The sequence below is a fragment of the Streptomyces sp. NPDC059567 genome (assembly GCF_042735655.1).
Taxonomy (GTDB): domain Bacteria; phylum Actinomycetota; class Actinomycetes; order Streptomycetales; family Streptomycetaceae; genus Streptomyces.
On the sequence record NZ_JBHWBS010000012.1, the window covers coordinates 1 to 20,874 of the forward strand.

The window sequence follows — 20,874 nt, forward strand, 5'->3', positions numbered from 1 at the left end:
CCACCCCCCGCCCCGCGGCGCGGGGGGGGCGCGCGCCCGGCGCCGCCCCGGGGGGCCCCGCGCCCGCCCCCGGGGGGGCGGGGGCGCCCCGCCTCCGTTCGAGGGTCATGTACGTGCCAATGTGGTTCAAGGTTCGTCAGCGCCTTGTGGCACGGAAGTGACCATTCCGCCACGCTCCGGGGGCGCGCGCCCGATTCGTCTGCACCCGTGCGCTCCTGCCCCGGGAACTGCCATCCTGGCCCGGAGCATCCTTCTGGGGGACACAAAAGGGGGACAAGGGGGGAACGCACATGCCTCGCTGGAAAGCCCTGCCGGACGAACTCGACCCACAGATACGCGAGTTCGCGAGTCAGCTACGACGACTGATCGACCGCAGCGGACTGAGCATCGCCGCCGTCGCGGACCGTACCGGCTACAGCAAGACCTCATGGGAGCGGTATCTCAACGGACGGCTCCTCGCGCCCCGCGGAGCCGTCGTCGCGCTCGCCGAGGTGACCGGCACCGACACCGGCCATCTCACGACGATGTGGGAGCTCGCCGAGCGCGCCTGGAGCCGCTCCGAACTGCGCCGCGACCTCACCATGGAAGCCCTGCGGATCTCGCAGGCGCGCGCCGCCCTCGGGGATCCCGGCCCCACCGCCGGGGCGAACGCCTCGACCGAGACCCGGGGCGGGAGCGGCGGCGGCCCGGCGCCCGCCCGGCGCACCACGGCCCCCGCCGGACCCGCGCCACCGGCTCCACAGCCGCCCCGGCAGCCGTCCGACCCCACCCGCCCGCGCCGCGCCGCGCTGATCCTGACCGGCGTCCTGGGCGTCCTGCTCGTCATCGCCGCGGCAGTCCTCCTCACGGACCTCGGGGGCGGTTCCACCGGAGACGACGGGAAGAAGGCCGGCGGTACGCCCACCGCGACCCCGAGCGCCCCGCCGAGCACCACCCTCCCCGCAGGGGTGAAATGCGCCGGCGCGGGCTGCGCGGGCCAGGACCCGGAGGCGATGGGATGCGGCGGCGCCTTCGCCGCCACCGTCGCCCGCGCCCGCGTCGGCACCGCCGGCCAGGTCGAGGTGAGGTACAGCCGGACGTGCGGCGCCGCCTGGGCGCGGATCACCGGGGCGGGCCCCGGTGACACCGTCCGCGTCACCGCCGCCGGTACCAGCCAGAACGCGGTCGTGGACGCCGACGCCGACGCGTACACGCCGATGGTCGCCGTGGCCAAGGGCACGGACGCGACGGCCTGCGCGACGCTCAGGAGCGGGGCGAAGGGGTGCACCGGAGAGGGATGACGGCGCCGTGGCCCGGTGCGGCGGGGGCGCCGGGCGAGCGGTGATCGCGCCGCGGCCCGGCGCGGGGGCAGTCGGGTGGCAGTGAGCCGGACCACAAGGGGGTGGGGGTTGAGCGGGTCCCGGGTCGGATAGCCTGACCGCTGGATATCTCTTCACGTCGAGACATCGGGGCGACCGATCGATCGTCGATCAAGAGGAGGTGTCCAGCATCAGGGGCAGGGACCCCCACCGCCAGCTGTCTTACGGAGATCGCCATGACCCGCACTCCCGTGAATGTCACCGTCACCGGCGCGGCCGGCCAGATCGGCTACGCGCTGCTCTTCCGCATCGCCTCCGGCCACCTGCTCGGCGCGGACGTGCCGGTCAAGCTGCGCCTCCTCGAGATCCCGCAGGGCGTCAAGGCCGCCGAGGGCACCGCCATGGAGCTCGACGACTGCGCCTTCCCGCTGCTCAAGGGCATCGACATCTTCGACGACCCGAACCAGGGCTTCGAGGGCGCGAACGTGGCCCTGCTCGTGGGCGCCCGCCCGCGCACCAAGGGCATGGAGCGCGGCGACCTGCTCGCCGCCAACGGTGGCATCTTCAAGCCGCAGGGCAAGGCCATCAACGACCACGCCGCGGACGACATCAAGGTCCTCGTCGTCGGCAACCCGGCCAACACCAACGCCCTGATCGCCCAGGCCGCCGCCCCGGACGTCCCGGCCGAGCGCTTCACCGCGATGACCCGCCTGGACCACAACCGCGCGCTCTCGCAGCTGGCGGCCAAGACCGGTGCGTCCGTCGAGGACATCAAGCGCCTCACCATCTGGGGCAACCACTCGGCGACCCAGTACCCGGACATCTTCCACGCGGAGATCGCCGGCAAGAACGCCGCCGAGGTCGTCAGCGACGAGCAGTGGCTCGCCGACACCTTCATCCCGACCGTCGCCAAGCGCGGCGCCGCGATCATCGAGGCCCGTGGCGCGTCCTCGGCCGCCTCGGCCGCCAACGCCGCCATCGACCACGTCCACACCTGGGTCAACGGCACCGCCGCGGGCGACTGGACCTCCATGGGCATCCCGTCGGACGGCTCCTACGGCGTCCCGGAGGGCCTGATCTCCTCGTTCCCCGTCACCTGCACGGACGGCACGTACGAGATCGTCCAGGGCCTGGACATCAACGAGTTCTCCCGCGCCCGCATCGACGCCTCGGTCCAGGAGCTGGCCGAGGAGCGCGACGCGGTGCGCGAGCTCGGCCTCATCTGAGCCCGAGCCCGCTGTTCCCTCTGCGCCCCCGGTCGTCCGCGACCGGGGGCGCAGTCGTGTCCACCGCTGGCCGCCTCAGCCCAGGGGTCTGAACTCGGCCAGTTCTTCCGCCAGTTCCGCGACGCCCCGCAGGGTGCGCAGCAACAGCCCGTGGCCGAAGGTGATCCGGGCCGCTCCCAGCCGCCCGAGCTCGGCGGGCGACGGCCCGTCGGGCAGCGAGAGGGCGTTGAGCGGTGCGTCGATCCCGGCGCGCAGCAGCGGGAGATGGGCTGCCGGCGCGTTGATCGGATAGACGCAGTCCGCGCCCGCCTCCGCGTAGAGCCTCGCCCGCTCGATCGCGGCGGCAGGGTCGTCCACCCCGCGCACATACGTGTCCACGCGCGCGTTCAGGAAGAGCCGCGGCCCGGCCTCCGCCCGTACCTCCGCGAGCCAGGCGGCGTGCTCCCGGGGGTCCTTGAGCCCGCCGGAGCGGCCGCTGTCCTCCAGGTTCAACCCGGCCGTCCCGGTCTCCAGGACCCGCGCCACGAGCTCTTTCGGAGCCAGGCCGTAGCCGTCCTCCAGATCGGCCGTGACCGGTACGGAGACGGCCCGTACGACCCTCGCCACGGCGGCGAACATCTCCTCGGGCGGGGTCTCGCCGTCCTCGTACCCGAGAGAGGCGGCGATCCCCGCGCTCGGTGTGGCGAGCGTGGGGAAGCCGGCCTCCTGGAAGACGCGCGCGCTGGCCGCGTCCCACGGACCCGGCACGACCAGCGGATCGTCCGCCGCGCGCCCGGAGTGGAGGGCGCGCAGCACGTCGGCGGGGGACCCGGGGGTCAATTCGCGTACTGCCCGGGGGTGTAGTGACCGGGCGTCAGGCGGGTGCTGACGCCGATGCGGTTCCAGGCGTTGATGACGGTGATGGCGGCGATGACGCGGGCGAGCTCGGTCGGGTCGAAGTGGGCCGCGGCCTTCGCGTACACCTCGTCGGGGACGAAGCCGTCGGTGAGGACGGTGACGGCCTCCGTCAGCGCGAGCGCGGCCAGTTCGCGCTCGGTGTAGAAGTGCCGCGACTCCTCCCAGGCCGACAGCTGGACGATCCGCTCGACCGACTCGCCCTCCGCCAGCGCGTCCTTGGCGTGCATGTCGATGCAGAACGCGCAGTGGTTGATCTGCGAGGCCCTGATCTTGATCAGGTGGTAGAGGGTCGGGTCGACGTCCTTCGCGGCCGCCTGCTCCAGCCGGATCATCGCCCGGTAGAAGTCCGGGACCTGCTCGGCGAGGTTGAGGCGGGGGGCATGCTCATGGGCGTATTCGGTCTTCGCGGTGTCATTGGTCGTGGTCGTCATGGTCTTCACCGTACGGCCGGGATGGCACAGGAGTATGGTCCATTTCCATGGCGAACGAGTGGGCCACTTTCGGGGCCGACCTCCATCTGGAGCTGCGGGGCACGGGGCTGCGGACGGGGCTGATGGACGCCCTGCGGGAGGCGGTGCGCAGCGGGCGCCTGGCGGCGGGCGTACGGCTGCCGTCCTCCCGCTCGCTCGCGGCGGACCTCGGGGTGGCCCGCAACACGGTCGCCGACGCGTACGCCGAGCTGGTCGCCGAGGGGTGGCTGACCGCCCGGCAGGGCTCCGGGACGCGGGTCGCCCAGCGGGCCGTGCCGCGCCGGGCGGCCGGGACGGGCGCGCGGCCCCCGGTGACCGCGGCCCGGCCTGCCGCGGCCCGGCCGACGTACGACCTGAAGCCGGGTGCGCCCGACCTCGCGTCGTTCCCGCGCGCCGAATGGCTCAAGGCGTCCCGGCGCGCGCTCACGGCCGCGCCCCACGAGGCGTTCGGCTACGGCGATCCGCGCGGCCGGATCGAACTGCGCACCGTGCTCGCCGAGTACCTCGCCCGGGCGAGGGGCGTCCACGCGCGGCCGGAACGGATCGTGATCTGCGCCGGGTTCGTGCACGGGCTGATGCTGATGGGTCAGGTGTTGCGCGCTCGCCGCGTGCGGGAGGTGGCGGTCGAGTCGTACGGGCTCGACGCGCACTGGGAGCTGCTGCGCCGCGCGGGGCTGCGGCTGCCCGCCCTGCCGTACGACGAACTCGGCACCAGGACCGAGGGGCTGGCCGAGATGAAGGGTGTCGGCGCGGCGCTGATGACGGCCGCCCACCAGTTCCCGCTCGGCGGCGCGCTCCACCCCGACCGGCGGGTGGCGGCGATCGACTGGGCGCGGGCCTCGGGCGGGTTCGTCCTGGAGGACGACTACGACGGGGAGTTCCGCTACGACCGCCAGCCGGTGGGTGCGCTCCAGGGCCTCGACCCCGAGCGGGTCGTCTACATGGGCACCTCCAGCAAGTCCCTGGCGCCCGGGCTGCGGCTGGCGTGGATGGTGCTTCCGGAGGGCCTGGTGGACGAGGTGGTGGCGGCGAAGGGGCGGGTGGACTGGGTGTCCAGCTCGCTGGAGCAGCTGACCTTCGCGGAGTTCCTGGCCTCCGGCGCGTACGACCGGCATGTCCGGGCGATGCGGCTGCGCTACCGGCGGCGGCGCGACGAACTGGTGGCGGCGGTGGCCGCGCACTCCCCGGAGACCCGGGTGAGCGGCATCGCGGCCGGCCTCCACGCCGTCCTGGAGCTCCCGCCGGGCCTCGAGCCCGCGGCCCTGCGCTCGGCCGCCTGGCAGGGCCTGGCCCTCCTCGGCCTCAACCGCTTCCGCCACCCGGACGTCCCGACGACCCAGGACGGCCTGGTCGTCGGCTACGGCACACCCCCGGACAGCGCATGGTCGGGCGCGCTGGCAGCACTGTGCCGCGTCTTGCCCTGACCGGGGCTCGGGGTCAGCGCTCCGTCGGTGATTCCGACAGTTCCGGGGAGGGCAGCGGCGTCGGGGGTTCGCCGAAGCGCGCCAGGACCAGCGCGCCGGCCAGGGCGACCGTGAAACCCAGGATCGCCAGCCAGCCCAGGCCCTCGCGCGCCTGGTCGCCCAGCCAGATCACGCCCACCAGCGCCGGGCCGATCGTCTCGCCCAGGACCGCGCCGGCCGTCGCCGTCGTCACCGAACCCCGCTGGAGCGCCGAGGTCAGCAGCACGTACGCCGTCCCGCCGCCCAGGAGCAGCGCGTACACCGCGGGGTTCGCGAGGTCCCAGCTGTCGATCAGCCGGACCGCCACCTCCACCACCCCGAAGCCGAAGCCCGCGAGCAGTCCGAGTGCCAGCGCCCGCGGCCGGCCGGGCAGCCGTCCGGCGGCCGCGCCGAGCCCCAGCACCCCGAACGCCGCCGCGAGCATCGCCCACCGCAGCGCCTCCGACGAGCTCTGCTCGCCCTCGGCGCCCGAGGCGAGGGCGAGCATCGCGAGCCCCACGCACACGACGCCCACCGCCGCCCACTCCATCCGGTGCAGCCGGACCTTGAGGAGCCACGACGCAGCCACCGCCGTGACCGCCAGACTCGCCGCGAGCGCGGCTCCCACCATGTAGATCGGCAGCGTCAGCAGGGCGACGATCTGAAGCCCGAACCCGATCCCGTCCAGGGAGAGCCCGGCCAGATATCGCCACTGCCGCATCGCCCGCAACTGCAGGGCCACGTCGACACCGGCCCCCGTCCCGGGCGTCGCCTCGCGCGCGCCGAGTGCCTGCAGCACCGACGCCATGCCGAAGCAGAGCGAGGATCCGAGCGCGCAAATCATCCCGAAGAGCACAAAGGGACTCTAGTGCGAGGGTGTTCGGACAGCGGCCTAAACTGTGCGGTCGCTGACCACGCGATCGGAAGGACTGACATGCGCAGGCTGAGGTCGAGCACGGTCGTGCTCGGCGGTATGGGGGTGCTCGCGGCGACGATCACGTCCTGCGGCTCCGAGCCGGACCGGCGGTGCGTCGACCCGCTGACCCGCGAGAAACTGCCGAGCTACGAGTGCGAGAGCGGTAGCGGCAACGGCAGTGGCAGCTCGACGCGCGGTTCGTACTACTACGGCGGCAGCGTGAGCGACAACAGGGTCAGCGGCGGCAGCTTCGACAAGACGGCCGTCGACACCGGCGGCTTCGGCTGCTCCGGTTCCGGCGGCGGCTGAGCGGGACGGACCGTACGACATGCAGCGGCACACGACCGAACCCCGGCCGTGGTGGCAGCAGACGGTGGAGGAGCAGGGGCTCGTCTACCCCCTGACCCGCTACCCCGACGACTCCTTGCGCCCGTACTGGGACGAGAGCGCGTACTACTCCTTCACCCTGCCCGAGGTCGAAGCCCTGGAGGAGGTCGTCGAGGAGCTGCATGCCATGTGTCTGGCGGCGGCGGCGCACATCGTCGAGCAGGATCGTTTCGCCGATCTCGGTCTCACCGACCCCCGGCTCGTCTCCCTCGTCGCCGAGTCCTGGCGCCGCCGGGCCGAACTTCCGTCGCTCTACGGGAGGTTCGACCTCCGCTACGACGGTACGGGCCCGGCCAAGATGCTGGAGTACAACGCCGACACCCCGACCTCCCTGGTCGAGGCCGCGAGCCCGCAGTGGTTCTGGATGGAGGAGCGCTTCCCCGGCGCCGACCAGTGGAACTCTCTCCACGAGCGGCTCGTCGACGCCTGGAAGCGCCAGGCGAAGCTGCTGCCGCCCGGTCCCCTGCACTTCGTCCACTCCGACGGGGACGAGCTCGGCGAGGACCTGATGACGGTCGCGTATCTGCGTGAGACGGCCCAGCAGGCCGGGCTCGACACGGAGGCGCTGTCCGTCGAACAGATCGGCTGGGACCGGCTGTCGGGGCGATTCGTGGACGACCGGCTCCGGTTCATCCGCAGCTGCTTCAAGCTCTACCCGTGGGAGTGGCTGACCACCGACCGCTTCGGCCCGTACGTCCTGGACACCCTCGACAACGGCGGCGGTACGGGCACGACCTGCTGGATCGAACCCGCCTGGAAGATGCTGCTCTCCAACAAGGCGCTGCTCGCGATCCTCTGGGAGCTCTACCCGGGCCACCCCAACCTGCTGCCCGCCTACCTCGACGGCCCCCGCGAACTGGCCGCGACCGGCGGCTACGTCGCCAAGCCGCTGCTCGGCCGCGAGGGCGCGGGCGTCACCGTCCACGAGCCGGGCTCCCCGGCCGTGGTGCGCGAGGAGCCCTGCTGCTACCAGGAGTTGGCCCCGCTGCCCGACTTCGACGGGAACCGTGTGGTGCTCGGCGCGTGGGTCGTCGAGGACGAGGCGGCGGGGCTCGGGATCCGCGAGTCCGCGGGCCTGATCACGGACGAGTACGCCCGCTTCCTGCCGCACGTCATTCTCTGACCGCAACCCGGGAGCCGAACCCCGCCCTTCCGGTCCCGAACCCCCTTCGGTTCCGACCGCACCTCAGGGGCCGGCCGTTCCTCCGGTACGGACGCCCGCCCGCCAGGGGCGGGCGTCCGCGTCACTCCGAGAGCACCGCCCGCAGCTGCTCCAGACCCCAGTCCAGATCCTCCTTGCTGATGACCAGCGGCGGCGCGATCCGGATCGTCGAACCGTGCGTGTCCTTCACCAGGACACCCCGGTCCATCAGCTTCTCCGAGATCTCCCGGCCCGTGCCCCGGGACGGCGCGATGTCCACGCCGGCCCACAGCCCGCGCCCGCGCACCGCCTCGACGGCGCCCCCGCCCACGAGCAGCCCCAGCTCGGCGTGGAGATGCTCGCCCAGCTCGGCGGCCCGCTGCTGGTACTCCCCGCTCCGCAGCATCGCGATCACCTCCAGCGCCACCGCGCACGCCAGCGGATTCCCGCCGAACGTCGACCCGTGCTCGCCCGGCCGGAACACTCCGAGCACATCACGGTCCGCGACCACCGCCGAGACCGGGACGACACCGCCGCCCAGCGCCTTGCCCAGGACGTACACGTCCGGCACCACGCCCTCGTGCTCGCAGGCGAACGTCCGCCCGGTCCGGCCGAGGCCCGACTGGATCTCGTCCGCGATGAACAGCACGTTCCGCTCACGGGTCAACTCCCGCACCCCGCGCAGATACCCGGCGGGCGGCACCAGGACCCCCGCCTCGCCCTGGATCGGCTCCAGGAGCACCGCCACCGTGTGCGCCGTGACCGCGCGCTCCATCGCCGTCAGATCGCCGTACGGGACGATCTCGAAACCCGGCGTGTACGGGCCGTAGTGGTCACGGGCCTCGTGGTCCGTGGAGAAGCTGACGATCGTCGTCGTGCGACCGTGGAAGTTGTTCGCCGCGACCACGATCTTCGCGTGCCCGTCCGGCACGCCCTTGACCTCGTACCCCCACTTCCGCGCGGTCTTCACCGCCGTCTCGATGGCCTCCGCGCCGGTGTTCATCGGCAGGACCATCTCCTTGCCGCACAGCTCCGCGAGCTGCGTGCAGAACTCCGCGAACCGGTCGTGGTGGAACGCTCTCGACGTGAGCGTCACCCGCTCCAGCTGCGCCCGCGCGGCATCGATCAGCCGCCGGTTGCCGTGCCCGAAGTTGAGTGCCGAGTACCCGGCGAGCATGTCGAGGTAGCGGCGGCCCTCGACATCGGTCATCCATGCCCCGTCCGCCGAGGCGACGACGATGGGCAGGGGGTGGTAGTTGTGAGCGCTGTGCGCCTCCGCGGAAGCGATCGCGTCTTGCGTCCTCGACACGGGATCTCCGTTCGTCCTGCGGCCTGGGGCGGGTGTGGCCCCTTTTTCTATCGTCGCTCGGATGCCGGACGAAGAAACCTGGGTGACGGCGCGCCCGCTACGCTGGAAACACGCACGGCGACTGGCGTACGGGGAAGCGACCCCGGGGGAGCCGTGCGCGGCAGACCACACGAGATGCCGCCCGCCTGGGCATCTTCGGGAATCCGAACCTCCCGTGTGGTGCCGCCCAGTCGATCTGAGCCGTACCCCGGGATCCGCCGAACGCCCGGAGGAACGCCGTGAACGACACCACCCCGCACCCCGCCCTCGCCGCCACCGACCCCGAACTCGCCGCGCTCGTCGGCGCCGAGGAGCAGCTGCAGGCCGAGACCCTGCGGCTGATCCCCAGCGAGAACTACGTGTCCCAGGCCGTCCTCGAAGCCTCCGGCACCGTCCTGCAGAACAAGTACAGCGAGGGCTACCCCGGCCGCCGGTACTACGAGGGCCAGCAGATCATCGACCAGGTCGAGACCCTCGCGATCGAGCGCGCCAAGGCGCTCTTCGGCGTCGACCACGCCAATGTGCAGCCCTACTCCGGCTCCCCGGCCAACCTCGCCGTCTACCTCGCCTTCGCCGAGCCCGGCGACACCGTGATGGGCATGGCCCTGCCCATGGGCGGCCACCTCACCCACGGCTGGGGCGTCTCCGCGACCGGCAAGTGGTTCCGGGGCGTGCAGTACGGCGTACGCCAGGACACCGGGCTCATCGACTTCGACCAGGTCCGCGAGCTGGCCCTCAAGGAGCGGCCCAAGGTGATCTTCTGCGGGGGCACCGCGCTGCCCCGCACGATCGACTTCGCCGCCTTCGGCGAGATCGCCCGCGAGGCCGGGGCCGTGCTCGTCGCCGATGTCGCCCACATCGCCGGCCTGATCGCGGGCGGCGCCCACCCCTCCCCGGTCCCGCACGTCGACGTCATCTCGACCACCACCCACAAGACCCTGCGCGGCCCGCGCGGCGCCATGCTGATGTCCCGCGAGGAGCACGCCAAGGCCCTCGACAAGGCCGTCTTCCCCGGCCTCCAGGGCGGCCCGCACAACCAGACCACCGCCGCCATCGCCGTCGCCCTGCGCGAGGCGGCCCAGCGCTCCTTCCGTGACTACGCCCACGCGGTCGTCGCCAACGCCAAGGCCCTCGCCGAGGCCCTGCTCGCCCGCGGCTTCGACCTCGTCTCCGGCGGCACCGACAACCATCTGATCCTGATGGACCTCACCCCCAAGGAGGTCCCGGGCAAGATCGCCGCCAAGGCCCTCGACCGCGCCGGGATCGTCGTCAACTACAACACCGTCCCCTACGACCCCCGGAAGCCCTTCGACCCCTCCGGCATCCGCATCGGCACCCCCTCCCTCACCTCCCGCGGTCTCGGTACGGAGCACATGGCGCAGGTCGCCGACTGGATCGACCGGGGCGTCGCGGCGGCGGGCTCGGGCGACGAGGCCGCTCTCCTGACGATCCGCGCCGAGGTCGCGGAGCTGATGGCCGCCTTCCCGGCTCCGGGCCTCCCGGTCTGATCCCGCGCGGGCTGCTCCGACGCAGTCGGTCCGAGGGGGTCCGGTTCACGGCGATCCGGCCAGGGGCGGTTCGATCCCGACCCGGCCGAGCATCGGCCGCGGCCCGGATCGGCCACAGCCCGGATAGCCGCGGCCCGCGGCCCGCGGCCCGCGTCCGCTCAGCGCGCCGACTCGGCTATGCGGCGGGCCTTCTCCAGGGAGGGCTCGCCCTCAAGGCGCAGGGCCAGGGCTCCCGCGTTCCTCGTCCAGAGGAGCGTGGGGCCCGCCGTGCGTATCGAGTGGGTCCACTCCTTCCCGCTCGCGTCCGTCATCGGGAACCGCAGCAGATGGGGCTCGGCGAACCAGTAGCCCTCCGCGCCGTCCGGCAGATCGACCCACTCCGGATGCGTCTGCACCTGCTTGCCGAAGGCCATGGGAAGCCGCGCAGGGAACTCGTCGAGCCGGACCGTCCGGCCGCCGTCCCCACGCCAGCACAGGCTGATCACAGCCCGCCCCGCCTCCGCCGAGCCGGTCACCGAGACCGCGTGGGGCGCACCGAGCGCGCTCGGTATCAGCGGCATGAAGCCGGCCCTGCGCCCGGCGTCCTCCAGCGACACCGGATCGGTGCACCCCGGCACCGCCGCGCCCGGGCCGGGGTGCGCCCCGGGGTCGTACCGCACCTCCACCCCTCCGAAGCCGAACCAGTCCGCCACCGTCGCTCGGACCGGCGGCGTCAGCACAAGCACCACGAGGACCCCGGAGAGGGCCGCGAGGAGGGCCTTCCACCGCCGGCGCAGCCACTCGGGCCGCAGCCACCCGAACCGGGGCCGGGGGGCCGGTGGCGCCGGCACCTGCTCCGCCAGGAGCTGAGCGAGCACCCGCTCGGCCATGGTCTCCCCGTCCACGTCCGGCACCCTCAGCTGCCGTCCGAGGTCACGCAGCTCATCCGGGAGCCCGTCGTCCGTCATGCTCGTCACCTCCCTCCAACGCCAGTCCGAGCTTCTTCAGCGCCCGGCTCAGCCGGGACTTCACCGTCCCCCGCGGCCAGCCGAGCGCCGCGGCCGTCTCCGTCTCGTCCAGCTCCAGCAGATACCGGTGGATCACCACCTGCCGGTGGTCCTCACCGAGGCCGTCGAGCGCCGCGAGCAGCTGCCGCCGCCGCTCGTCCTCCTCCACCGCCACCGCCGGATCGGCCCCGTCCGGTATCAGCGGCTCGCCCGCGAGCAGCTCCGCCTCCCGCCCCGCGACGGCCCGCTGCCGACCCGCCGAGCGCACTGTGTTCCTCGTCTCATTGACCACGATCCGCAGCAGCCACGGCCGGAACGCGGCCCCGTCCTTGAACCGCCCCAGCGACCGGTACGCCTTGAAGAAGGCCTGCTGCACCACGTCCTCGGCCTCCGCGCCCGCCCCGTACGCCACCGCCGCCCGCAGCGCGACCGCCGTGTGCGCGCGGACCAGCGCCGCGTACGCCTCCGCCTCCCCGGCGCGTACCCGTGCGATCACCGCGGCCTCGGCTTCGTCTTCGACGACCCGGCCCCCCTCCAGCGTCCTCACACCTTTGATACACCGGCAGAACGGGTTCGGTTCCCAGTCCGGGATCGCCCCCCGCACCTGAGAGAATGTTGAGCATGGCCTCTGACGTTCCCCGTGTGCTCTCCGGAATCCAGCCCACCGCAGGCTCGTTCCACCTCGGCAACTACCTCGGCGCGGTCCGCCAGTGGGTCGCCCTGCAGGAGACTCACGACGCCTTCTACATGGTCGTCGACCTGCACGCGATCACGGTCCCGCAGGACCCCGCGGAGCTGCGCTCCAACACCCGGCTCGCCGCCGCCCAGCTGCTCGCCGCCGGGCTCGACCCCGAGCGCTGCACCCTCTTCGTCCAGAGCCACGTCCCCGAGCACGCGCAGCTCGGCTGGGTCATGAACTGCCTCACCGGTTTCGGCGAGGCCTCCCGCATGACCCAGTTCAAGGACAAGTCCGCGAAGCAGGGCGCCGACCGGGCCACCGTCGGTCTCTTCACGTACCCGATCCTCCAGGTCGCCGACATCCTCCTGTACCAGGCCAACCAGGTCCCGGTCGGCGAGGACCAGCGCCAGCACATCGAGCTGACCCGCGACCTCGCGGAGCGGTTCAACGGCCGCTTCGGCCAGACGTTCACGATCCCGGCGCCGTACATCCTCAAGGAGACGGCCAAGATCTACGACCTGCAGGACCCGACGATCAAGATGAGCAAGTCGGCGTCCACGCCCAAGGGTCTGATCAACCTGCTCGACGAGCCGAAGATCACGGCGAAGAAGGTCAAGAGCGCGGTCACCGACACCGACACGGTCATCCGCTTCGACCCCGAGAACAAGGCGGGCGTCTCCAACCTGCTGACCATCATGTCCACGCTCACCGGGACCGGCATCGCCGACCTGGAGAAGAGCTACGAGGGCAAGATGTACGGCGCGCTGAAGACCGACCTGGCCGAGGTCATGGTGGACTTCGTCACGCCGTTCCGGACCCGTACGCAGGAATATCTGGACGACCCGGAGACGCTGGACTCCCTCCTGGCCAAGGGCGCGGAGAAGGCGCGCGCCGTCGCCGCGGAGACGCTGGCGCAGACGTACGAGAAGGTGGGCTTCCTGCCCGCCAAGCACTGAGTCCAAGGACCCTGGCCTCAAGGGTGGTGCAGGCCGCACACTGGCGGCTGCACCACCCATCGACCCGAGAAGACCGACGACGGAGGAGAACGACGTGGGGACCGTAACGCTCGGCGTTTCGATCGCGGTCCCGGAGCCCTACGGCAGCCTGCTCCAGGAGCGGCGCGCGGGCTTCGGGGATCCCGCCGCGCACGGCATCCCCACCCACGTCACCCTCGTCCCACCGACGGAGGTCGACGCGGAGCGGCTGCCCGCGATCCGGGCGCACCTCGCCGAGGTCGCGGCCGGCGTCCGTCCCTTCCCGGTCCGGCTGAGCGGCACCGGAACGTTCCGCCCGCTGTCCCCGGTCGTGTACGTCATGCTCGCCGAGGGCGTCTCCGCCTGCGCCTGGCTCCAGGAGCGGGTCCGGGACGAGTCCGGGCCGCTCGTGCGCGAGCTGCAGTTCCCGTACCACCCGCACGTCACCGTGGCCCACGGCATCTCCGAGGAGGCGATGGACCGGGCGTACGAGGAGCTGACCGACTTCGAGGCGGCCTGGACCTGCTCGTCCTTCGCGCTGTACGAGCAGGGGGCGGACGGGGTGTGGCGGAAGCTGCACACGTACGAGTTCGGCGGCTGCCGCACCGTCCCCGCCGTCCCGGCCCAGGGCGCCCCGGTCGACACCCCGACCCCGGCGGCGGGCTGACCCCGTCCGCCACGCCGCCCCGCCAGCCGGCTGACCCGACCGCCTGCCGACCCCCGGCCGGGGCCCACCCCGGCTCACCGCCTCACACCGGCAGTCGCCGGAACACCGGCCTCGGTACGTGGCGGAGCGCCGACATCACCATCCGCAGCGCCCCCGGCACCCACACCGTCTCCGAGCGTCGCCGCAGCCCCAGCTCGATCGCCGTCGCGACCGCCTCCGGCGTGGTCGCCAGCGGGGCCTTCTCGACGCCTGCCGTCATCCGTGACCGTACGGAACCGGGCCGTACGACCATCACGTGCACCCCCGTCCCCTGCATCGCGTCCCCGAGCCCCTGCGCGAACGCGTCGAGACCGGCCTTGGACGAGCCGTAGATGAAGTCGGCGCGGCGGGCGCGCTCCCCGGCCACGGAGGAGAGCACCACCAGCGAGCCGTGCCCCTGCGTCTGCAGCGCCGCCGCGCAGACGAGCCCGGCGGAGACCGCCCCCGTGTAGTTGGTCTGGGCGACCCGGACCGCGGCGAGCGGGTCGGCCTCGTCGTGGGCCTGGTCGCCGAGGATCCCGAAGGCGAGCAGCACCAGGTCGATGTCCCCCTCCGTGAAGATCTTGCCGAGCCGTTCCGCGTGCGACGCGGGGTCGAGGGCGTCGAACGGGACGGTGTGCACCTCCGCCCCCAGTACCCGCAGCGAGTCGGCGGCGGCCGTCAGGGCGGGGGAGGGGCGCCCGGCGAGCCAGACCGTACGGGTGCGGCGGGCGATCAGCCGGCGGGCGGTGGCGAGCCCGATCTCGGAGGTGCCGCCGAGGAGAAGCAGGGACTGCGGGGTGCCGAAGGCGTCCTTCATGACGATCAAACTCCTCGGAGAGCAATCGGAGAGCGAGACGACGGAAGAGGTCCGAGGGTGACGACGGACCGTGGGTCGAGCACGGCGGGCGCGGTGTGGCCCGGCCGGTGGGGACTCGATGGGGTGTCGCTCTCGGCGGCCATGGAGGCGACCGTATCGCCCTACATGTGATTGATGCCCGCTTTTGCCGTAGTTCGTCGAAATGGGTGATCAAACGAGTGTCGGAAGAGATGGCCGACGGTGGCCGACACGGTGTCAGGGGCCGGTGTGGGCATGGTTCTTGTGGTGTGTCTGCGATTCTGGGGCCCGGACGATCGCATTCCGGTCAATCGGTGGATCAAGGGGTACGCGTACGACATGGACTGGTTGACCAAGCTCCCCGTCATCGGCCCCTGGGTCGCCCGGCTCATGCGGACCCATGCCTGGCGTTCGTACGAGACCCTCGACGCCGCCCATTGGACCCGGCTCGCCGCCGCCATCACCTTCATCAGCTTCCTCGCGCTCTTCCCCCTGATCGCCGTCGCCGCGGCGATCGGCGCCGCGCTGCTCAGCAAGGAGCAGCTGGACAAGATCGAGGACAAGGTCTCCGACCAGGTCCCCGGCATCTCCGACCAGCTCAACATCGGCGGGCTCGTGGACAACGCGGGCACGATCGGCCTCGTCGCCGGCGCGCTACTGCTCTTCACCGGCATCGGCTGGGTCGGCTCGATGCGGGAGTGTCTGCGCGCGGTGTGGGGGCTCGACGACGAGGACGAGGGCAACCCCGTCGTGCGCAAGGGCAAGGACGCGCTCGTGCTGCTCGGGCTCGGAGGGGTCGGGCTCTGCTCGCTCGCCGCGTCCTGGCTCGGTTCCACCGCCGTCGGCTGGAGCGCCGACCGGGTCGGGATCTCCGGCGAAGGAGCCACCGGGATCCTGCTCCAGGTGGCCTCCGTCGCCGTCGCCGCCGTCGCGGGCTTCCTCGTCCTGCTGTACCTGCTGACGCTGCTTCCCGGCGTCAGCCCGCCGCGCCGCCGCCTGGTGGTGGCGGCGGTGATCGGAGCGATCGGCTTCGAGCTGCTGAAGCTGCTGATCGGCGGCTACATGCGGGAAGTCGCGGGGAGGTCGATGTACGGCGCGTTCGGCGTCCCGGTCGCGCTGCTGCTGTGGATCAACTTCACCGCGAAGCTGCTGCTGTTCTGTGCGGCCTGGACCTCGACCGGGGCTAGCGAGTCGGCTCGTCGTCGACGTCCTCGCGGGACTTCGGACGACGACCGACCAGCTCCGGCAGCGGCCAGCGACGGTTGACGAGGAAGACCGCGCCCGCGAGGACCACCAGGACCCCGCCGACCACGCCGAGCGCGGTCCCGACACCGCCGGTCCTCGCTCCGGCGGCCGAGCTCTCGGCGGCACCCGTGCCCGGAGCGTTCTTGCCGGGGGCGGGCGTGGAACCGTCGCTCTCGGTTCCCGGGTTCGTACGGGCGGACTTCGGCGGCACCAGCCGGCCGACGGGCGTCACCTTCCCGGACGCGGCGAAGCCCCAGTCGAGGAGCCGGGCGGTCTCCTTGTAGACCGCGTGCTGCTCCTTCGACGACGGGTTCATCACCGTCACGAGGAGCACTTTGCCGTTGCGCTCCGCAACGCCGGTGAAGGTGGAGCCGGCATGCGTGGTGTTGCCGTTCTTCACGCCCGCCATGCCCTGGTACGGCGCGACGCCGAGCGCGCCGGTCAGCAGCCGGTTGGTGTTCTGGATCTCGAAGGTCTCGCGCTTCTTGCCCGGCTTCTGCTCACCGGGGAACTGGGCGCGGGCCGTGGCCGCGTACTCCCGGAAGTCCGCGTTCTGCATCCCGCTGCGGGCGATGAGAGTGAGGTCGTACGCGGAGGAGACCTGGGCCGGGGCGTCGTAGCCGTCCGGCGACACGACGTGGGTGTCCACGGCCTGGAGCTCGTCGGCGCGGTCGTTCATGTCTTGCACGGTCTTCTTGATGCCGCCGTTCATCTCGGCGAGCACCCGCACGGCATCGTTGCCGGAGCGAAGGAAGACACCGAGCCAGAGGTCGTGCACGGTGTAGGTCTGCTTCTCCTTGACACCGACGAGGCTGGACCCCGAGCCGATCCCGGCGAGCTCCTTGGCGTCGACGGTGTGGCTCGTGGTCTTGGGGAGCTTCGGCAGGACGGTGTCCGCGAAGAGCATCTTGAGCGTGGAGGCCGGGGCGAGCGGCCAGTGGGAGTTGTGCGCGGCGAGCACGTCGCCCGTCTCCGCGTCCGCGACGATCCAGGACCGCCCGGTCAGCTCCTTGGGCAGGACCGGGGCGCCCGCGCCGAGCTTCACCTGCGTCCCGGGCAGGCCGAGCAGCGCGCCGCCGACGGAGGCCATGGCGGCGGGCGGCTTGGGCTGTTGGTCCTCCTTGTTGTCCGCATGTGCCGGTGAAACGACGACAAGGGGAAGCAGCGCGGCAGCAGTGACCGCCCAAGCGGTCTTCTTCGAGGCAGACACGATCGAAAACGTACAGGTACGCGTCAGGGAACCGAACCCCGCGGGGCGTTTCCCCCCGGGGCGTCCACCCGGACGCCCCGGCCGTGGGGACCGTGCGACGGGCGGTGATACTGGGGCTATGAAGCTCAGCCGTCCCGTCTCCTGGTTCCTGCTCGCCTTCGGGGTGTGGAGCTGGTTCATCTGGATCACTTTCGTCAAGAACCTGTGGAACGACGGGAGCGGTCTCGCCTTCGACGACGCGGGCGACCCGACGGCCTACTTCTGGGTTCATCTGCTGCTCGCCATCACGTCCTTTGTCCTGGGGACGGTGGTCGGCATGATCGGGTTGCGTGGCGTGCGCGCATTGCGGCGCGAACGCGGATAGGGGTTGGGGCGCGTGCTCGTCTTCCTGCTGGTCTTGGTCGTGGTCCTCGCCCTGCTGGGCGGGGTCCACTGGTACGTGTGGAAGCGACTGGTCCGCGATGTGACGGCCGCGGGGGGCACGGCACGGCGCCTGGGTACGGCGGCCGCGTTCGTCCTGCCCGTACTGGCGCTCGCCGCCCTCACCTCGGGCCGGGCCGGAGCGCCGTTCTGGCTCCAGCAGGTGGTGGCCTGGCCGGGCTTCCTCTGGCTGGCCCTGCTGCTCTACGTGACCCTCGCCCTCGTGGTCGGCGAGGCGGTCCGCCCGCTTCTGCGACGGTGGCTCGAGCGCCGCGACGCCGGGGCGACCGCATCCGGCGACGGCCGGGACGGGACGGCGGCCGCGACGGAACCCACGGACTCCGGGCACAGCGGATCGCGTGCCGGAACGCCGGCGGGCGGCCCGGTCGCGACGGCCGGCGGGGGCGCCTCCACGCCGGCCGGCGATCTGCTGACCGAGGTCGACGCCGAGCCGTCACCGACCGGACCGGAGGACGGGGCCGAGACACACCGCGGCACCGATGAGGCCGGCGCGACCGGTCCCGCCGGCGCCACGGCCGTGTCGCGGCGGCTGTTCGTGTCGCGGGTCGTCGGCGGGGCCGCTGCCGCCGCCGCGGTGGGGACCGTCGGATACGGGACGTACGGCGTGCTGCGCGGGCCCCGCGTCAAGCGGGTCACCGTGCCGCTCGCCAAGGTGCCGCGCGCCGTCCACGGCTACCGGATCGCCGTCGTCTCCGACATCCACCTCGGGCCGATCCTGGGCCGCGCCCACAGCCAGCGCATCGTCGACACCATCAACGCCACCCAGCCCGACCTGATCGCCATCGTCGGCGACCTCGTCGACGGGACGGTCGAGAACCTCGGGCCCGCCGCCGAGCCCCTCGCCCAGCTCCGTGCCCGGCACGGCTCGTTCTTCGTGACCGGCAACCACGAGTACTTCTCCGGCGCCGACGCCTGGGTCGACCACGTCCGCGAGCTAGGCCTGCGTCCCCTGCGCAACGAACGCGTGGAGATCGCCGCCGGCTTCGACCTCGCCGGGGTCGACGACATCGCCGGAGAGAGCGAGGGCCAGGGCCCGGACTTCGCCGCCGCGCTCGGCGACCGCGACCGCGCCAAGGCCGCCGTCCTGCTCGCGCACCAGCCGATCGTCATCCACGACGCCGTCCGTCACGGGGTCGACCTCCAGCTCTCCGGCCACACCCACGGCGGCCAGCTCTGGCCCGGCAACTACCTCGCCGATCTCGCCAATCCGACGGTCGCCGGTCTGGAGCGGTACGGCGACACCCAGCTCTTCGTCTCCCGCGGCGCCGGCGCCTGGGGACCTCCCGTACGGGTCGGCGCGCCCTCCGACATCACCCTCGTGGAGCTGGCTTCCAAGTAGGCCTGACAACGGGCGTGCCGGCAGGCGTGGCGGTGGGCCTCGCCGGGGCGTAAGTCCCTCTATCCCGGACATATGCGTGCAGTGTGAAGGTTTACTCTTCCACTTGTGAAATACGTGTGATTGGGTGACGCCATCGCGGCATGGCTGGGCGCCGCCGCGCCAGGGGTGGGCACGAAAAAAGGAAGCACGGCGATGCGGTCGACGGTCCGTATGCGGATCCTGATCACTTGTGGAGTTCTGGTGGCCGCCGGGGTGGGGGGCTGGCAGCTTCTTCCCTCCGACGACGTCCGGAAGGACCCCATCACCGTCGGCACCACCGACGAGGTGACCTCGCTCGACCCGGCGGGCGCGTACGACGCCGGTTCCTGGGCGATGTACAGCAATGTCTTCCAGTCGCTGCTCACCTTCAAGCCGGGCTTCACCACACCCGTCCCGGACGCCGCCGAGAACTGCAAGTTCGTCGGGTCCAAGCTCACCACGTACCAGTGCAAGCTCCGTGACGACCTCACCTTCGCCGGCGGCCGCAAGGTCACGGCCGAGGACGTCAAGTTCTCCTTCGACCGGATGCTGGGCATCAACGCGGACGTCGGTCCCGCCCCGCTCTTCCCGACCCTGAAGAAGGTCGTGGCCGACGGCCAGACGGTCACCTTCAACCTGAGCGGCCGGGACGCCACCTTCCCGCTGAAGCTGGCGACGGGCGCGGGCTCGATCGTCGACCGCACCCAGTACCCGGCGAAGAAGCTCCGCGAGGGCACCACGGTCGAGGGCTCGGGGCCGTACGTCCTCAAGGAGTACAAGCCCGGCGAGAGCGCCCGTCTGGAGCCGAACCCGAACTACCGGGGCGCGCTCACCAAGACCGGCGCCACGGTCGTCGTCCGGTACTTCACCGAGTCCGAGGAGCTCTCCTCCGCGTGGAAGGCCAAGCAGGTCGACGTCACGCACCGGCAGATGCCGCCGGAGTTCCTCTCCAAGCTGGGGACCGACAAGGACACGGCCCGGATCACCGAGGCGCAGACCGCCGAGATCCGCAATCTCTACTTCAATGTGAAGTCCCCGTCGCCGATGGCGAAGAAGGCGGTCCGGCAGGCCGTCGCCGCCGTCATCGACCGCCCGGCGATCGTCACCGGCGCCTACCACGGCACGGTCGAACCGCTGTACTCCCTCATCCCGCAGGGCTTCAACGGCCACAGCACCGCCTTCTACGACAAGTACCCCGAGCCGTCCAGGAAGAAGGCCGCGAGCCTGCTGGAGGACGCCGAGATCGAGACCCCGGTCTCCTTCACCCTCGGCTACCGCAAGGACGCCACCTACGGCGCCGAGGCGGCCGAGCTGAAGCGGCAGCTGGAGGCCACCGGTCTGTTCGAGGTGAAGCTCGTCGAGGCGGAGTGGAAGGAGTTCCAGAAGGCGTACGTGAAGGGCGACTACGACGCGTACCCCGTCGGCTGGCTCCCCGACTTCCCGGACTCCGACAGCTTCACCGCCCCGCTCGTGGGGACGGACAACGCGATGCACAACGGCTTCGCGAGCGCCAAGATCGACCGGCTGATCTCCGCGACGCAGCAGTACAGCGACCGGGGCGCGGCCGTCAACGACTTCGAGGCCATCCAGGCGGAGGTGGCGGTGGACGTGCCGCTGGTGCCGCTGTGGCAGAAGAAGGACTACGTCCTGGCGACGGAAGATGTCGCCGGTTCGCAGTACCTGACCGACGGCACCGGCATCTGGCGGCTGTGGGAACTCAGCTGGATCTGATCGCCCGCCCGCGAGCCGACCCGGGGCCCGGCCTGGGTGTGGACCGCGCGGGGCGCGGGGGGGGGGGGGGCTGTCTGTGACTGTGGGGGGGTGTC

Annotated in this window: 20 protein-coding genes and 1 riboswitch; of the genes, 12 read left to right on the plus strand and 8 right to left on the minus strand. The window is 72.0% G+C overall.

What is annotated here, in order from left to right:
• Window positions 1–290 precede the first annotated feature (290 nt).
• Together ACFVZW_RS08610 and ACFVZW_RS08615 are read left to right on the plus strand one after the other, a co-directional pair.
• The gene (locus ACFVZW_RS08610) at window positions 291–1,280 is read left to right on the plus strand and encodes a helix-turn-helix domain-containing protein (protein ID WP_384518683.1); all 990 of its coding nucleotides are present in this window, start codon (window positions 291–293) and stop codon (window positions 1,278–1,280) included.
• Window positions 1,281–1,534: 254 nt separating this feature from the next.
• A complete protein-coding gene (locus tag ACFVZW_RS08615; protein WP_384518685.1) occupies window positions 1,535–2,524 on the plus strand; it encodes a malate dehydrogenase in 990 nt (329 codons plus the stop codon).
• A 75-nt stretch (window positions 2,525–2,599) separates the two neighbouring features.
• Here the strand turns inward: ACFVZW_RS08615 and ACFVZW_RS08620 are convergent, their stop codons facing one another.
• Together ACFVZW_RS08620 and ACFVZW_RS08625 are read right to left on the minus strand one after the other, a co-directional pair.
• A complete protein-coding gene (locus ACFVZW_RS08620; protein WP_384518688.1) occupies window positions 2,600–3,343 on the minus strand; it encodes an isocitrate lyase/phosphoenolpyruvate mutase family protein in 744 nt (247 codons plus the stop codon).
• On the minus strand, window positions 3,340–3,852 hold the full coding sequence (locus tag ACFVZW_RS08625; protein WP_383558209.1) for a carboxymuconolactone decarboxylase family protein: 513 nt from the start codon (window positions 3,850–3,852) through the stop codon (window positions 3,340–3,342). Before ACFVZW_RS08625 ends, ACFVZW_RS08620 begins: the two co-directional genes overlap by 4 nt.
• A gap of 47 nt (window positions 3,853–3,899) precedes the next feature.
• Here ACFVZW_RS08625 and ACFVZW_RS08630 point away from each other — a divergent pair, with 47 nt between their 5' ends.
• Entirely contained in the window at window positions 3,900–5,315 is a 1,416-nt protein-coding gene (locus tag ACFVZW_RS08630; RefSeq protein WP_384518691.1) for a PLP-dependent aminotransferase family protein, read from the plus strand.
• A 13-nt stretch (window positions 5,316–5,328) separates the two neighbouring features.
• Here the strand turns inward: ACFVZW_RS08630 and ACFVZW_RS08635 are convergent, their stop codons facing one another.
• Complete coding sequence (locus ACFVZW_RS08635) at window positions 5,329–6,177, minus strand: hypothetical protein (protein ID WP_384518942.1); 849 nt, start codon at window positions 6,175–6,177, stop codon at window positions 5,329–5,331.
• Between the two features lie 90 nt (window positions 6,178–6,267).
• Between ACFVZW_RS08635 and ACFVZW_RS08640 the strand changes: the two genes are divergently transcribed.
• Complete coding sequence (locus ACFVZW_RS08640; RefSeq protein WP_384518694.1) at window positions 6,268–6,558, plus strand: hypothetical protein; 291 nt, start codon at window positions 6,268–6,270, stop codon at window positions 6,556–6,558.
• A gap of 19 nt (window positions 6,559–6,577) precedes the next feature.
• Window positions 6,578–7,759, plus strand: coding sequence for a glutathionylspermidine synthase family protein (locus ACFVZW_RS08645; RefSeq protein WP_384518697.1), 1,182 nt, complete (start codon window positions 6,578–6,580; stop codon window positions 7,757–7,759).
• 121 nt (window positions 7,760–7,880) lie between these two features.
• On the opposite strand, the gene rocD is transcribed toward ACFVZW_RS08645, so the two are convergent.
• Window positions 7,881–9,086, minus strand: coding sequence for an ornithine--oxo-acid transaminase (rocD, locus tag ACFVZW_RS08650; RefSeq protein WP_384518700.1), 1,206 nt, complete (start codon window positions 9,084–9,086; stop codon window positions 7,881–7,883).
• A gap of 107 nt (window positions 9,087–9,193) precedes the next feature.
• A riboswitch (ZMP/ZTP riboswitch) is annotated at window positions 9,194–9,284 on the plus strand.
• Window positions 9,285–9,364: 80 nt separating this feature from the next.
• Here rocD and glyA point away from each other — a divergent pair.
• Window positions 9,365–10,633 carry a serine hydroxymethyltransferase gene (glyA, locus tag ACFVZW_RS08655; RefSeq protein ID WP_384518703.1) on the plus strand — a complete coding sequence of 423 codons (1,269 nt, stop codon included), beginning with the start codon at window positions 9,365–9,367 and terminating at the stop codon, window positions 10,631–10,633.
• A gap of 158 nt (window positions 10,634–10,791) precedes the next feature.
• Here the strand turns inward: glyA and ACFVZW_RS08660 are convergent, their stop codons facing one another.
• A complete protein-coding gene (locus tag ACFVZW_RS08660; RefSeq protein WP_384518706.1) occupies window positions 10,792–11,580 on the minus strand; it encodes a hypothetical protein in 789 nt (262 codons plus the stop codon).
• Window positions 11,555–12,166 (minus strand): RNA polymerase sigma factor, encoded by a 612-nt coding sequence (locus ACFVZW_RS08665; protein WP_384518709.1) that lies wholly within the window; start codon window positions 12,164–12,166, stop codon window positions 11,555–11,557. The genes ACFVZW_RS08660 and ACFVZW_RS08665 overlap by 26 nt, the downstream gene beginning before the upstream one ends.
• Before the next feature lie 74 nt (window positions 12,167–12,240).
• On the opposite strand from ACFVZW_RS08665, the gene trpS reads away from it, so the two are divergent.
• Together trpS and ACFVZW_RS08675 are read left to right on the plus strand one after the other, a co-directional pair.
• Window positions 12,241–13,254 carry a tryptophan--tRNA ligase gene (trpS, locus tag ACFVZW_RS08670; protein WP_384518712.1) on the plus strand — a complete coding sequence of 338 codons (1,014 nt, stop codon included), beginning with the start codon at window positions 12,241–12,243 and terminating at the stop codon, window positions 13,252–13,254.
• 94 nt (window positions 13,255–13,348) lie between these two features.
• Window positions 13,349–13,939, plus strand: a complete 591-nt coding sequence (locus tag ACFVZW_RS08675; RefSeq protein WP_384518714.1) for a 2'-5' RNA ligase family protein — start codon at window positions 13,349–13,351, stop codon at window positions 13,937–13,939.
• Window positions 13,940–14,021: 82 nt separating this feature from the next.
• Here ACFVZW_RS08675 and ACFVZW_RS08680 read toward each other — a convergent pair whose 3' ends face one another.
• Window positions 14,022–14,777 carry a decaprenylphospho-beta-D-erythro-pentofuranosid-2-ulose 2-reductase gene (locus tag ACFVZW_RS08680; RefSeq protein ID WP_384518717.1) on the minus strand — a complete coding sequence of 252 codons (756 nt, stop codon included), beginning with the start codon at window positions 14,775–14,777 and terminating at the stop codon, window positions 14,022–14,024.
• Between the two features lie 357 nt (window positions 14,778–15,134).
• On the opposite strand from ACFVZW_RS08680, the gene ACFVZW_RS08685 reads away from it, so the two are divergent.
• Entirely contained in the window at window positions 15,135–16,061 is a 927-nt protein-coding gene (locus ACFVZW_RS08685) for a YihY/virulence factor BrkB family protein (RefSeq protein ID WP_384518720.1), read from the plus strand.
• On the opposite strand, the gene ACFVZW_RS08690 is transcribed toward ACFVZW_RS08685, so the two are convergent.
• Entirely contained in the window at window positions 15,979–17,250 is a 1,272-nt protein-coding gene (locus ACFVZW_RS08690; protein WP_384518722.1) for a D-alanyl-D-alanine carboxypeptidase family protein, read from the minus strand. The two genes, ACFVZW_RS08685 and ACFVZW_RS08690, sit on opposite strands and share 83 nt — an antisense overlap.
• Window positions 17,251–17,368: 118 nt before the next feature.
• Between ACFVZW_RS08690 and ACFVZW_RS08695 the strand changes: the two genes are divergently transcribed.
• The 3 genes from ACFVZW_RS08695 to ACFVZW_RS08705 all read left to right on the plus strand — a co-directional run bounded on the left by ACFVZW_RS08695 (window position 17,369) and on the right by ACFVZW_RS08705 (window position 20,779).
• Entirely contained in the window at window positions 17,369–17,614 is a 246-nt protein-coding gene (locus tag ACFVZW_RS08695; RefSeq protein WP_384518725.1) for an SCO4848 family membrane protein, read from the plus strand.
• A 12-nt stretch (window positions 17,615–17,626) separates the two neighbouring features.
• Window positions 17,627–19,030, plus strand: coding sequence for a metallophosphoesterase (locus ACFVZW_RS08700; protein WP_384518728.1), 1,404 nt, complete (start codon window positions 17,627–17,629; stop codon window positions 19,028–19,030).
• Window positions 19,031–19,222: 192 nt separating this feature from the next.
• Window positions 19,223–20,779, plus strand: coding sequence for an ABC transporter substrate-binding protein (locus ACFVZW_RS08705; protein WP_384518731.1), 1,557 nt, complete (start codon window positions 19,223–19,225; stop codon window positions 20,777–20,779).
• Window positions 20,780–20,874 lie beyond the last annotated feature (95 nt).

Excerpts from the sequence above, each read along its gene's own strand:
- ACFVZW_RS08610 (WP_384518683.1), top strand. The coding sequence starts at position 291 with ATGCCTCGCTGGAAAGCCCTGCCGGACGAACTCGACCCACAGATACGC.
- ACFVZW_RS08615 (WP_384518685.1), top strand. The coding sequence starts at position 1,535 with ATGACCCGCACTCCCGTGAATGTCACCGTCACCGGCGCGGCCGGCCAG.
- ACFVZW_RS08625 (WP_383558209.1), bottom strand. The coding sequence starts at position 3,852 with ATGACGACCACGACCAATGACACCGCGAAGACCGAATACGCCCATGAG.
- ACFVZW_RS08630 (WP_384518691.1), top strand. The coding sequence starts at position 3,900 with ATGGCGAACGAGTGGGCCACTTTCGGGGCCGACCTCCATCTGGAGCTG.
- ACFVZW_RS08635 (WP_384518942.1), bottom strand. The coding sequence starts at position 6,177 with ATGATTTGCGCGCTCGGATCCTCGCTCTGCTTCGGCATGGCGTCGGTG.
- ACFVZW_RS08640 (WP_384518694.1), top strand. The coding sequence starts at position 6,268 with ATGCGCAGGCTGAGGTCGAGCACGGTCGTGCTCGGCGGTATGGGGGTG.
- ACFVZW_RS08645 (WP_384518697.1), top strand. The coding sequence starts at position 6,578 with ATGCAGCGGCACACGACCGAACCCCGGCCGTGGTGGCAGCAGACGGTG.
- ACFVZW_RS08660 (WP_384518706.1), bottom strand. The coding sequence starts at position 11,580 with ATGACGGACGACGGGCTCCCGGATGAGCTGCGTGACCTCGGACGGCAG.
- trpS (WP_384518712.1), top strand. The coding sequence starts at position 12,241 with ATGGCCTCTGACGTTCCCCGTGTGCTCTCCGGAATCCAGCCCACCGCA.
- ACFVZW_RS08680 (WP_384518717.1), bottom strand. The coding sequence starts at position 14,777 with ATGAAGGACGCCTTCGGCACCCCGCAGTCCCTGCTTCTCCTCGGCGGC.
- ACFVZW_RS08685 (WP_384518720.1), top strand. The coding sequence starts at position 15,135 with ATGGACTGGTTGACCAAGCTCCCCGTCATCGGCCCCTGGGTCGCCCGG.
- ACFVZW_RS08695 (WP_384518725.1), top strand. The coding sequence starts at position 17,369 with ATGAAGCTCAGCCGTCCCGTCTCCTGGTTCCTGCTCGCCTTCGGGGTG.
- ACFVZW_RS08705 (WP_384518731.1), top strand. The coding sequence starts at position 19,223 with ATGCGGTCGACGGTCCGTATGCGGATCCTGATCACTTGTGGAGTTCTG.